The sequence below is a fragment of the Acinetobacter chengduensis genome (genome assembly GCF_003664645.1).
GTDB classification, from domain to species: Bacteria; Pseudomonadota; Gammaproteobacteria; order Pseudomonadales; family Moraxellaceae; genus Acinetobacter; species Acinetobacter chengduensis.
The window spans coordinates 33727-46867 of sequence record NZ_RCHC01000017.1 but is presented as its reverse complement, the minus strand read 5'-3'; the positions used below and the strand labels follow the sequence as shown (position 1 = coordinate 46867).

The window sequence follows — 13141 nt, the reverse complement described above, 5'->3', positions numbered from 1 at the left end:
TTCCCTCCTCGTCACTTACACTGTTATTTCAGTTCTTGTTCTGCTTGTTGAATATTGGCAAATTCTTCTTCGGGTGTACCTGCAACCAAATGATGACGGCTATACAATAGGAAATACGCAATAAATCCCACATAAATGGCAGCTGCCATCAGCCATACTTTGGGATCCACCACAAAACCAGCCACTACAGCAATTGCTGCTAAAACCAGCGCGATACTGGCCGTCACAACACCACCCGGTGCTTTATAAGGACGAACTAAATCAGCTTTTGAGGTTTTTAATCTAATATAAGACAGCATCATCAGCACATAAGAAATTGTTGCACCAAAAACGGCCATTAAAATAAGTAAATCACCTTCCCCCGATAAAGACATACAAAAACCAATCACACCTGGCACAATAATGGCCCAATGGGGGGCATGGTTTTTATTGGTTAAGGACAATTTTTTAGGTAAATAGCCTGCACGCGATAGTGCAAAAATCTGACGTGAATAAGCATAAATAATTGAAAAGAAACTTGCGATTAAGCCAGCTAAGCCGACAAAGTTAACAAAACTCGCCAGCCAAGTATTTGCACCATAAACTGCTTTTAATGCATCCACCAATGGTGCACCAGAGTTTTTTAATAGATCGGCACCCGCAGCACCTGGGCCTAAAAATAAAATACTGAGCGCAAAAAATGCCAAAATCAGCATTGAACCTATCAAGCCTCTAGGCAAAGATTTTTCAGGGTCTTTGGCTTCTTCCGCCGCCAATGGCACACCTTCAACGGCCAAAAAGAACCAAATAGCATAAGGCACTGCAGCCCAAATGCCCAAATAGCCCAGTGGTAAAAAAGCACTTGCACCTGCCACCTCTGTATTTACAGCAATATCAAATAAGTTGGCGCTTTTAAATGCAGGTAACATGGCAAAAATAAACACCATGAGCGCGACTGCAGCCACCGCTGTAATCACGAACATGATTTTGAGTGCTTCACCAGCACCCTTTAAATGTATGCCCATAAACAACAGATAACAGACCAAATAAATGATCCATCCACCAATGCCGAATAAAGACTCACAATAAGCACCAATAAAACACGCAATAGCGGCAGGTGCGATTGCGTATTCAATCAGAATTGCAGTACCTGTAAGATATCCACCCATCGGACCAAATGCAGTTCGAGCAAAGCTATAACCACCACCCGCTGTGGGTAGCATGGTCGACATTTCCGACATACATAAACACATACACAAGTACATGAATGCGACCACAACAGTTGCAATAAACATCCCGCCCCAGCCCCCTTGGGCTAGACCAAAGTTCCATCCTGCAAAATCACCAGAAATAACGTATGCCACCCCTAAGCCCACTAAAAGCAACCAGCCTACAGCCCCTTTTTTAAGTTGTCGTTGGGCAAAATAATCCGTTGTTTCTGTATGCGCTGTCGATGGTGCAACAGCAGATTTTAATTCAGACATAGGCACCTCTGATCTTATGTTTATTTTCATTCAGTGATAAGCACAAGCTATACCAATTTTGAATTTTCAGTCAAATTTGCGATGTTCTAATTTGTTATCCTATTCAAATTTATTGTGTTTTAAGTATTTTAGTACACCCATCTGACCATGATGGGAAAGTCTGCATTTCTAAATAGAAATGGGCTATAATTATGCACTTCATTTTTTATGCACTGATTATTTATGGCGTATAGTCAACAAAGTGTAACGCTTGATCTTGACACTGACGTCACTCATCACTGTACATTACACTACACCCGTGATCAGCATTTGATTGGGATCATGGAATTTAACAAACCGAGCTTTTTGCTAAGATGGGGCGATTTAGAATATTTCCGTCGTCGTACAGAAGAGTTCTCGGTGATGCCATTTCCTGAATGCATCAATGCGATGGTGATCGATATTCGTAACGTATCGGCCTTCTTAGACAATGAGGTTCCGATTATTCCTTGGCGCTTATTAGAAGAAGAATGCCCTGTTCGCTTGGTTGTACCACAAGACCGCTTAGACCATTATGCTGGTTTCTTTGAACCGACTTGGCTCACCACTGATGTAGAAACTGCCATTCAAGAAATTCGTGAATTTATGGATATGTTTGTGCATTAACACATCGGCGATTTTGGCATATATCGTATGTCTATTCGTCCGGATTCAAAACAAAAAACGGCGCTTAAAGCGCCGTTTTTATGTGCATCATGATGATTAACGTTTTTTCAATTCATCACGAATTTCACGAAGTAACTCAATATCTTCAGGTGTTGCAGCTGGTGCTTCTTCAACAGGCTGTTGACGGCGCATCTTGTTCATCACTTTTACAAGCAAGAATACCACCCATGCCAATAATAGGAAGTTAATCAAAATAGTTAAGAAGTTACCGTATGCCAAAACATTGAGGCCTGCATCTTGAGCCGCTTTTAGCGTGGTTAAATTGTTTGGATTATCGCCCAATACCAAGAACCAATTTGAATAATCAACGTCACCGCCGAGGATCCAAGAAATAAAAGGCATAATAATGTCTTTTACCATGGAATCAATAATTTTACCGAAAGCACCACCAATGATGACACCCACAGCCAAATCCATAACGTTGCCTTTGACAGCAAACTCTTTAAATTCTTGAATAATACTCATATCGTCTCCAGAAATTTTTTCACTTTAATTATGTGATCAAGTATACATTAATGATGTATTTCTATTTCCGCCTAATTTACTTGGTTTTTATCTATGACTAAATGCCAAATATAAAAAAACACACAATTTTTTAAACTTATGTACAATTAGAGCAACTGATCTGGCGTGCTTTTATTTTAAATCAGCTTAAACCTAAAATTAAATTATATCTTTGTACATAAAAAAACCGCTGATTTGCATCAGCGGTTTTTTAATCCGAAGATCAGCTTAACTTATTTGTTACGCTTACGTTCGTTTTCAGTCAACCAACGTTTACGGATACGGATTGACTTCGGTGTTACTTCAACTAATTCGTCGTCTTCAATGAATTCAAGCGCTTGTTCAAGCGTGTATTCAATTGCTGGAACAAGTGTCAACGCATCATCAGTACCAGAAGCACGTACGTTTGTTAACTGTTTCGCTTTAGTTGGGTTTACAACCATGTCGTCTGAACGTGAGTTAATACCTACGATCATACCTTCATATACTTCAAGCTGTGGGCGAGCGAATAGACGACCACGGTCTTGTAAGCTGAATAATGCATAGCCCAAGCAAGTACCTTGAACCATAGAAATCAATACACCGTTTTGACGTTTCGCAACAGTACCTTGTTTCATCGGACCGTAATGCGAGAAACTAGACGTCATGATACCAGTACCAGAAGTCATCGTTAAGAATTCAGAACGGAAACCGATTAAGCCACGTGAAGGAACAGTTGCTTCAATACGGATACGGCCTTTACCGTCAACTTCCATATTAGTCATTTCGCCTTTACGGTGACCCATTTGTTCCATTACAGAACCTTGGTGCTGTTCTTCAACGTCAAACGTTACGTTTTCGTAAGGTTCTTGTTTTTCACCATCGATTTCTTTCAAGATTACTTGTGGACGAGATACGCCCATTTCGAAACCTTCACGACGCATGTTTTCAATAAGTACTGAAAGGTGAAGTTCACCACGACCAGATACTTTGAAACGGTCTGGACTGTCAGTATCTTCAACACGTAGTGCTACGTTGTGAATCAATTCGCGGTCAAGACGTTCACGGATGTTACGTGAAGTTACGAATTTACCTTCTTTACCCGCAAACGGTGAGTTGTTGACTTGGAATGTCATCGATACTGTAGGTTCGTCTACAGAAAGCGCTGGAAGAGCTTCAACTGCTTTAGGATCACAGATTGTGTCAGAGATATGAAGTTCATCAATACCTGTTACACAAACGATATCACCAGCAGAAGCTGATTCTACGTCGATACGCTCAAGACCATGGTAACCCATGATTTTTAAGATACGGCCGTTACGTGTTTTACCGTCTTTGTCGATTACAGTGACAGGTGTGTTTAATTTCACTGAACCACGTTGAATACGACCAACACCGATAACGCCTACGAAGCTGTTATAGTCAAGTGAAGACACTTGCATTTGGAATGGACCATCAACGTCAACTGCTGGTGGTTCAACGATATCTACAATTGTTTCAAACAATGGAGTCATGTCTTCAGCAAGTTCTTCTGGAGAAGGACCCGCAACACCACGTAAACCTGATGCATAAACGACTGGGAAGTCTAATTGTTCATCAGTACCGCCAAGGTTGTCGAACAAATCAAATACTTGGTCAATGACCCAATCAGGACGCGCGTTTGGCTTGTCCACTTTGTTGATAATCACGATTGGTTTCAAACCACGTGCGAACGCTTTTTGCGTTACGAAACGCGTTTGTGGCATTGGGCCTTCTTGTGAGTCTACAAGAAGAAGTACGCAGTCAACCATCGACATTACACGTTCAACTTCACCACCGAAGTCGGCGTGTCCTGGGGTGTCCACGATGTTGATACGATATTCAGTATCAGTACGTTTGTCTAACCATTTGATTGCAGTGTTTTTTGCAAGAATGGTAATACCACGTTCAGACTCAATAGCGCCAGAATCCATTACACGTTCGATCTCGCCTGCGCGATCGCCAAGAGCACCTGATTGCTGTAAAAGTTTGTCTACAAGAGTCGTTTTACCATGATCGACGTGCGCAATGATGGCAATGTTACGGAGAGTTTTAATATCTGACATGTGTATTCGATACGCCTAAAGTTTGAGGGCAAATTATACAGAAAAAATATAGATTTTAGTAGTGACAGTTTATTGACATGATCACTTTTTTTCGCCATACGGCTCCTTTTAATTTTGTAAAGGGATGTAAACAGATTAGAATAGCGCCACCTAGCCTTAATTTGCTGTACCTTATGTCTGATTTGAACCAATCTCCTGACCCTAAAGATCAACTCGATTTAGTCTATGGACTCGATGATCGACCTAAACCATTCATCGCTTTTTTAGCAGCCTTCCAACATTTATTGGCCATTATTGTTCCAATCGTGACGCCTGGCCTCTTAATCTGTTTGGCTTTAGGTGTCTCTAAAGAAGACACCAATATGATTTTGTCGATGTCATTGGTCATTTCAGGCATCGCAACCTTCCTACAATGTAAAAGAGTTGGCCCTTTCGGTGCAGGCTTACTAATTGTTCAAGGTACCAGCTTTAACTTTATTGGCCCAATTATTGGTATTGGTTCAGCAATGGTGGCTGCGGGCACGCCTGTAGAAGCGGTCATGGCTTCTATTTTTGGTGTGGTGATTGCAGGCGCATTCATTGAAATGGGCGTATCACAAATTTTGCCATGGATTAAAAAACTGATTACCCCACTGGTGACTGGTATTGTGGTACTGCTTATTGGTTTAACCTTAATCAAAGAAGGTTTGATTTCAATGGGTGGTGGTTATCAAGCTATGGGAGATAAAACATTTGCCAATGCCGATAACCTCATCATGTCATGTACAGTATTGGCTTTAATTATTTTACTCAACCGTGTACGTATTACGTGGGTAAAAAGCTCAGCTATTTTAATTGCATTGGTTGTGGGTTATATCCTTGCAGGCTTTATGGGTCACTTAAACTTTGATGGTTTAAAAGATGCGCCCTTAGTACAAATTCCAACACCAATGCACTTTGGTTTAAGCTTCTCTTGGAGCTTATTTATTCCAATGGCCTTTATTTACCTCGTGACTTCTTTAGAAGCGATTGGTGATATTACAGCAACCTCAAAATTATCTAACCAGCCTGTTAATGGTCCAAAATGGATGCAACGTATTAAAGGTGGTGTTCTAGTTAACGGTGCGAACTCTTTCCTAGCAGGTATTTTTAACACCTTCCCAAGCTCTGTATTTGCGCAAAATAACGGTGTTATCCAGCTAACAGGTGTAGCTAGTCGCTACGTCGGTATTTGGATTGCAGCCTTATTGGTGCTTCTAGGTCTACTTCCAGCGGTTGCAGGTGTAATTCAAGCTGTGCCTCAAGCGGTATTAGGCGGTGCGGTGATGGTGATGTTTGGCGCAGTTGCTGCATCAGGGATTAACATTCTCTCTGGCATTCAGTTAGACCGTCGTGCCCTACTCATCATTGCTATTTCTTTGGCACTCGGCTTAGGTGTTGCTCAAGTACCACAAATTCTTGAACACTTGCCTGAACTCATTCGCAACATTTTCAGTTCTGGTGTCGCAACTGGTGGTATTGCTGCCCTTATATTGAATATTATTCTTCCTGAAGTGAAGAAATAATTCATTTCACTCAAGCACCGTCAGGCAAAATCCCTTGGCGGTGCTTTTGTAATGGAGAAATAAAAAATGGTTCCTCAAAGTGAAGTGGTGATTCGTCAAGAAGAGTTTCTTGGTGGCCGCGTATTGTTGGTGAATGCACCCACAGATGACTTACTCAGCAATTTAGCGTCAAACATTAATGCAAGTGTTTGGACTTGGAATTTTAACGATTTTCAATATTTTCAGGCCCGTCAAGCAACTGTGCATTTTGGTGTTGAATTGCCTGAAGGTGAGTTTGATCAAGCCATTGTTTTTGTTCCAAAATCGAAAGAACTACTCAACTACATTCTGTATAACCTTGCTAGTCGCTTAAGTCTAGGTGCTTCAATCTTTTTAGTAGGTGAGAAAAAAGGTGGCGTAGAACGCGCATCTAAACAGCTTCTTCCTTATGGTAAATCTCTGAAGCTTGACAGTGCGCGACATTGCCAAATGTGGCAAACCGTGCTGGAAAAAAATACCACCGCTAAAGCATTGGAAGATTGGGCACAGCGTTATACCGTTGCAACACCACAAGGTGATTTGAACATTTGTGCATTACCAGGTGTGTTTAGTCAAAATCGTTTAGATGTAGGCACTGCCGTATTCTTACCGTATTTATCTAAAGTAAGCTCTGGCAAAATTGCAGACTTCGGCTGTGGCGCAGGTGTAATTAGTGCTTATTTGGCCAAATTAAACCCTAAAAATCGTATCTTTGCGATGGATGTCGATGCCTTTGCTCTCGCTTCAACTAAAATGACTTTTGAAGAAAATTCTCTTGTTCCAGAACAACTTGAGATTAAAGCGGTGAGTGGCATAGAAGATGCGCCACTATTTTTACACGCAATCGTCAGTAATCCGCCCTTTCATCAAGGGATTCAAACCGACTACAATGCCAGTGAAAATTTATGCAAAACTGCACGTCGCCATCTCAAATCGGATGGTGAGCTGTGGATTGTTGCCAACCGTTTTTTAAATTATCCCGTTTTAATTGAACAAAGTTTTGGTCAGTGTATTACCAAGGCTGATCAACAAGGCTTTAAAGTGCTCTTCGCTAGCACTCAAAAAAAATCTTAAGGAATAACGATGAGCGAAACGAATCAACAGGCGCAACTCAAGCGTAAGCTTGGCGCCCGCCATCTAAATATGATTGCCATTGGTGGCTCTATTGGTACAGGTTTATTCCTTGCCTCTGGTGCAACCATTGCGAATGCTGGTCCAGGTGGTGCACTGCTGGCCTATTGTTTAATTGGGGTAATGATTTATTTCCTCATGACCAGCCTAGGCGAGCTTGCAACACATAATCCCACCTCTGGTGCTTTCTTCACATACGGTACAAAGTATGTAGAAAGCGGTTTCGGCTTCGCTTTGGGCTGGAACTACTGGTACAACTGGGCAATTACCGTTGCGTTCGAACTCGTTGCAGTTCAGTTCATTATGAAATTCTGGTTCCCAGATATACCTGGATTTTATTGGAGTGCCCTCTTCCTTGCGATCGTGTTTGGTATTAATGCCCTCACAGTCAAAGGCTTTGGTGAGTCTGAATTTTTATTCTCTTTAATTAAAGTGCTAGCAATTGTTGTCTTTATTATCATTGGTATTTTCATGATTGGTAAAATCATGCTCACCCCTGGTGTAGAAACATTTGCCAACTGGACTAAAGGTGAAGCACCGTTTGTAGGTGGTCTATCTGCTCTCATTGGTGTTGCAATGATTGCCGGATTCTCCTTCCAAGGTACAGAAATGGTTGGGGTTGCTGCAGGCGAATCTAAAGATCCAAAGAAAACCATTCCAGTAGCAATCAAGCAAATTTTCTGGCGTATTTTATTGTTCTATGTAGTGTGTATCTTCATTATCGGAACACTCATTTCGTACGATGACCCACGACTTTTACAAGCTGCAGCCAGCGAAAATATTGCTCTTTCACCATTTACACTATTGCATGAAAAAGCAGGCTTTGCTTTTGCTGCCTCCGTGATGAATGCCGTGATTTTAACTGCAATCTTATCTGCAGGTAACTCAGGTATGTATTCATCAACACGTATGTTGTTTGATATGGCAAAAAATGGCAGTGCACCAAAAGTATTTTCAAAATTGGATCGCCGTGGTGTGCCAATGAATGCACTTTATGCGACAACTGCAATTGCTGCACTGTGCTTCCTGACCACGTTTATTGGTGAACAGGCTGTATTTAACTGGCTTCTGAATATGTCTGGTATGTGTGGCTTCATTGTCTGGTTAGGCATTGCAATTTCACATTACCGCTTCCGTAAAGGCTATGTACAGCAAGGCTACAAACTTTCAGATTTGGCTTATCGTGCTAAATTCTTCCCGTTTGCGCCGTGGTTTGCCTTCGTTTTGTGTGCGATTGTTGTTCTAGGTCAAAACTATCAAGCGGTACTCGATGGTGACATCTTAGCTGTTATTTCCACCTATATTGGTATTTTCTTATTCTTAGCAATTTGGCTAGGCTATAAGTGGAAATACAAATCAAAAATGGTTTCTTATCAAGAAATGGATGTACGTCCAATGAATGTTGATAAAGAGGCATAATAAATTACATAAAAAAAGCTACACCGTGGTGTAGCTTTTTTATGCGCCATTTATTTAAAATTTCAATTTAATCAAAGTATTAAAATTTATACTCATCCAATTAATGACAAGAAGTAATTAAGCGTATTTCTAAATTTTGCATTTCACTTAAAAAAAATTAATTCAATTTTATATCGGCTAATTTTGAGCCATCAATCACAATCGCCTGACGGCAAATACCTTCTACTTTACGTCTTTTTTCAAATGTTCGCGCAGATAAAGTTGTAAAATTATCAAAGAAACAAATTTCACGGCTGTTGATCGAATACACCAAAGAATGGTGTCCCATATCTTCCACAGTATCGTAGTACACAATCACAAAGTAGCCCTGATCAAGCTTCTCTTTAATTTGCTCATACGTTAAAGCAGATTGAATTGGAATATTAAGTTGCTTGGCTTCTTGATAATATTCGATTTCTTTAGGTTGCTTATCTGGATCTGGTGCTGTGTGAAAACTGGTTTTACAGCCTAGTTTTTGCAATGCCAATGCCAAACCAATGCTATAAGCTCCCTCGCCATCATAACCCGTGAGTTTCACCAAGCGTTGAATATCTGCCTGTATTCCATAGTGTTGTAACACCATCCATACCGCATAGACACCACTATTTGATTTTAGCTTTAACAACGCCTCAGGTATCTTCAATCCCATATTTACTCACAGTCCATAGACAACAGCTTTTTAACTCGAGCTATGTTAACAAATTCATTTAAACGTAGCCCAATAAAAAAAGCAGCCTTTCGGCTGCTTTTTTAACTCAATTCAATAAAGAATTATTGAATCTTATTGAGCTACAACAGTACGGCTACCAGAAATAGTCGCGAATACACGACGGTTCATAGCACGGCCTTCTTTAGTTTTGTTGTCAGCGATCGGTTGATCCCAAGCAAAACCTTGAGTAGATAAACGAGCTGCATCTACGTTGTATTCGTTAACAAGTGCTGTTTTAACAGAGTTAGCACGAGCTAAAGATAAACGTTCGTTAAGTGCACGTGGACCAGTGTTGTCTGTGTGACCTTCGATACGAGCAGTAGCGTTTGGATACTCAGAAAGTTTTTCAGCTACTTTAGCGATTTCTGGTTTGTATTGATCTTTGATGTTTGATTTGTTTGTATCAAAGAACACACGAAGTTCCATGTTAAGGTCTTCAGTCAACTCTTGTGGAGCTGGTTGAACTGGAGCTACAGGAGCTACAGGAGCAACTTCAACTACAGGAGCAGCTGGTTTCAAGTGACCACCAAGAACTACGTTAAGACCAGCTAAAGCTGTGTAGTTCCAGAAATCTTCGTCGATGTTGTAAGTAGCACGAGCTTCTGTACGAAGAGATAAAACGTCATTTAAGCGCCAGAAAGCACCAACACCCGCGTTACCTAAAGTACCTTCGTCTTTAGCTAGGTTGTCACCAGTGTATTTGTAGTGACCAGCACCTAACAATACGTATGGCTTAACTTTGCTGTCATAGTTTTTAGTGATCAAATCAGAAGTAGCATAGAAGTTACCATTGATTTGAGTTTGTTTGTATTCAGCACCAGCTGGAACGCCAGCGCCTTCTACGTCGCCTTTAACTTGGTTGTATTCAGCTTCGAAACCTAACCATGGAGTCAATTCAACACCAAGCGCTGCACCAACGAACAAATCGTCTTGAAGTTCAGGACCAGAAGTCAAATGGTCTTTACCATTGTTGTGCTGAGTGTCTTGGAATGTGTAACCAAGCATTAATGGAGTAACAGTTACGCCTGCGTTTGCAGCCGCTAAAGGAGCAGCTACGAGCATTGCTAAAGCAATACGACTCATTTTCATGGATTTATCCTCCAGAGATAACAATTGTTGTTCAAGCCTAAAAATACCGGCATCCTGAGATAGGCTTTCTAATACCCCAGTTTTATTTTTTAAGCTATTCACGCCGAATCATACAAACACTTCAATAGTTTTCCAAGTGCTTGATTAATTTAATCAAGTAAATTATTGACAAAATTACTTACAATTTCCGTTGTAATTCGGTAATTTTTTACTCAATTTATTCTTGTGAATCGCTTATTTTTCACTTGCTAAATATTTTAGCAGTTTTATTAAAACTTGAGTAATAAAAATTTATGCTCAACCCCAAAATGTGTCAAAGCACATTATTAATAACATGAATTAATAAAAATAAATACTAAATACAAGGTTCAATCCAATGTTTTTTATAGTAAAAAATGGTTTCACACTGTTGGAACTTATCGTGTGCGTGGCAATTATTTGTATCATTTCAAGCTATGCCTTACCTGCGTTTCATCGCCATCAAGCTACGCAAGAAATGCAAGTTACAGCCAAGAAAATACAAACTTTTACACGTCAAGCTAAAAATCTTGCCTCCATTCAAAATTCCAATATTGTGATCTGTCCGAGTGAAAATTTCACTCAATGTCAGCCCAGCAAATGGAGCTCTGGCTTTGTAGTTTTTGTTGATCAAAATAAAAATCGACAAATTGATAGCACTGAAAGCATTCTTCATCAGGAAAAACTCGACCTGAAATACAGCACACTAGATTGGCATGGCACACTCAGCATTCCAAGCCTCACATTTCAAGCAACAACAGGTATTCCGCTCGGTTCCAACGGCAGTTTTTTTCATTGTTCACTCACCGAACTTCCTCATCAAAAAATCATCATGAGTAAAATGGGCCATGTGCGTTTAGAAAATATCAACATTTGTTAGAACTGGTGGGTCTAAAGTTATGGCACAAAGGTCATTTTCTCCACGGCTTTTTTTTATATACTGCTGTGGTTTTAACTATTTTAATAAAACAGATTCGGAGAAATCACAATGACTGATATCGTAATTGTTAATGGTGCGCGTACTGCAATGGGTGGCTTTCAAGGAAGCTTAGCAAGTGTAACAGCCCCAACATTAGGAGCAGCTTCAATTAAGGAAGCTATTGCGCGTTCAGGTCTGCAAGCAACAGATATCGAAGAAGTCATTATGGGCTGTGTACTTCCTGCTGGCTTAAAACAAGGTCCTGCACGCCAAGCCATGCGCCTTGCAGGTTTACCAGATTCAACTGGAGCAGTCACTATTAATAAATTGTGTGGCTCTGGTATGAAAGCGGTTATGCAAGCAGCAGACATGATTAAAGCAGGTTCTGCTCAGTTTGTGGTTGCTGGTGGTATGGAATCTATGACCAATGCACCTTATGTATTGCCTAAAGCACGTGGTGGCTTCCGTATGGGTCATGGCGAAATTAAAGACCACATGTTTCTTGATGGTCTTGAAGATGCAGAAACTGGTCGTTTAATGGGTTCATTTGCACAAGACATGGCAAATGCTAAAGGCTATACACGTGAACAAATGGACGATTTTGCCATTCGCTCTTTAAAACGTGCACAAACAGCAATTACTGAAGGCTATTTTGCAGATGAAATCGTGCCAGTGACAGTATCTACACGTAAAGGTGATGTGGTCATTGATAAAGACGAACAACCCTTTAATGCCAATATTGATAAAATCCCAACATTGCGCCCTGCTTTTGCTAAAGATGGCACAATTACAGCGGCCAATGCGAGTTCAATCTCTGATGGTGCTTCAGCTTTAGTGTTAACTTCGGCGGATCAAGCGACAGCAAAAGGCTTAAATCCTTTGGCTAAAATTGTCGCGTATGCGTCTAATTCACAGCATCCTTCAGAATTTACCATTGCTCCTGTGGGTGCAATTCAAAAAGTGTTAAATGCTACCGGTTGGGATGCTCAAGACGTTGACCTTTGGGAAATTAATGAAGCCTTTGCCATGGTGACCATGTGCCCAATGGATGAGTTCAAGCTGGATGCTGAAAAAGTCAATATCAATGGCGGTGCGTGTGCCCTAGGCCATCCTGTGGGCTCTACAGGTTCACGTATTATTTTAACGTTGATTCATGCCCTTAAGCGTACTGGCGGTAAGCGTGGTATTGCTGCACTGTGTATTGGTGGTGGCGAAGCAACTGCTATCGCGATTGAAGTACTTTAAGAATTTAAAGCTCTCCTTTCTTAAGGAATTTAGGCAGATGTACAACATCTATTCCATTCCTTTTTAAAGCAAGACTTTAAGTCCTATATAAATCTTCACTCATAAAAATTCTGTATAAAATCCTCCGTCATGGGGGATTTTTTTAATACTAACTTCAAATCAAAATTTCTTATCGTCATTTTAATAAAGCTTGCATGCTAGCAATTACAATTTTGAACACAGCAATCACATTGGCTTAAGAATTTCAGCTTAATCTTAAGTTACCACAACAACAA

At 40.6% G+C, this 13141-nt stretch carries 11 protein-coding genes; 6 read left to right on the top strand and 5 right to left on the bottom strand.

Going from position 1 to position 13141, the window contains the following annotated elements; translation table 11 throughout:
* Window positions 1–23 precede the first annotated feature (23 nt).
* Window positions 24–1463 carry an ethanolamine permease gene (gene eat / locus D9K81_RS13980; protein ID WP_120375816.1) on the bottom strand — a complete coding sequence of 480 codons (1440 nt, stop codon included), beginning with the start codon at window positions 1461–1463 and terminating at the stop codon, window positions 24–26.
* A 222-nt stretch (window positions 1464–1685) separates the two neighbouring features.
* On the opposite strand from eat, the gene D9K81_RS13975 reads away from it, so the two are divergent.
* Window positions 1686–2108, top strand: coding sequence for a hypothetical protein (locus D9K81_RS13975; protein ID WP_120375815.1), 423 nt, complete (start codon window positions 1686–1688; stop codon window positions 2106–2108).
* A gap of 96 nt (window positions 2109–2204) precedes the next feature.
* Here the strand turns inward: D9K81_RS13975 and mscL are convergent, their stop codons facing one another.
* Both mscL and typA read right to left on the bottom strand, forming a co-directional pair.
* Window positions 2205–2633 (bottom strand): large conductance mechanosensitive channel protein MscL, encoded by a 429-nt coding sequence (gene mscL, locus D9K81_RS13970; protein ID WP_120375814.1) that lies wholly within the window; start codon window positions 2631–2633, stop codon window positions 2205–2207.
* Window positions 2634–2905: 272 nt separating this feature from the next.
* Window positions 2906–4735, bottom strand: coding sequence for a translational GTPase TypA (gene typA, locus D9K81_RS13965; protein ID WP_120375813.1), 1830 nt, complete (start codon window positions 4733–4735; stop codon window positions 2906–2908).
* A gap of 173 nt (window positions 4736–4908) precedes the next feature.
* Between typA and D9K81_RS13960 the strand changes: the two genes are divergently transcribed.
* From D9K81_RS13960 to D9K81_RS13950, 3 genes are all read left to right on the top strand, one after another.
* Window positions 4909–6279, top strand: coding sequence for a uracil-xanthine permease family protein (locus tag D9K81_RS13960; protein ID WP_120375812.1), 1371 nt, complete (start codon window positions 4909–4911; stop codon window positions 6277–6279).
* Window positions 6280–6345: 66 nt separating this feature from the next.
* A complete protein-coding gene (locus tag D9K81_RS13955; protein WP_120375811.1) occupies window positions 6346–7371 on the top strand; it encodes a methyltransferase in 1026 nt (341 codons plus the stop codon).
* Window positions 7372–7380: 9 nt separating this feature from the next.
* Window positions 7381–8847: an amino acid permease gene (locus D9K81_RS13950; RefSeq protein WP_121523452.1), complete on the top strand. Its 1467-nt coding sequence runs from the start codon at window positions 7381–7383 to the stop codon at window positions 8845–8847.
* A 157-nt stretch (window positions 8848–9004) separates the two neighbouring features.
* Here the strand turns inward: D9K81_RS13950 and D9K81_RS13945 are convergent, their stop codons facing one another.
* Window positions 9005–9535: a cysteine peptidase family C39 domain-containing protein gene (locus D9K81_RS13945; RefSeq protein ID WP_120375809.1), complete on the bottom strand. Its 531-nt coding sequence runs from the start codon at window positions 9533–9535 to the stop codon at window positions 9005–9007.
* A gap of 132 nt (window positions 9536–9667) precedes the next feature.
* Window positions 9668–10684: an outer membrane protein Omp38 gene (omp38, locus tag D9K81_RS13940; RefSeq protein ID WP_120375808.1), complete on the bottom strand. Its 1017-nt coding sequence runs from the start codon at window positions 10682–10684 to the stop codon at window positions 9668–9670.
* A 376-nt stretch (window positions 10685–11060) separates the two neighbouring features.
* On the opposite strand from omp38, the gene D9K81_RS13935 reads away from it, so the two are divergent.
* Window positions 11061–11582: a GspH/FimT family pseudopilin gene (locus tag D9K81_RS13935; RefSeq protein WP_120365738.1), complete on the top strand. Its 522-nt coding sequence runs from the start codon at window positions 11061–11063 to the stop codon at window positions 11580–11582.
* Window positions 11583–11690: 108 nt separating this feature from the next.
* Window positions 11691–12866 (top strand): thiolase family protein, encoded by a 1176-nt coding sequence (locus tag D9K81_RS13930; RefSeq protein WP_120375807.1) that lies wholly within the window; start codon window positions 11691–11693, stop codon window positions 12864–12866.
* The last annotated feature ends 275 nt before the right edge of the window (window positions 12867–13141 follow it).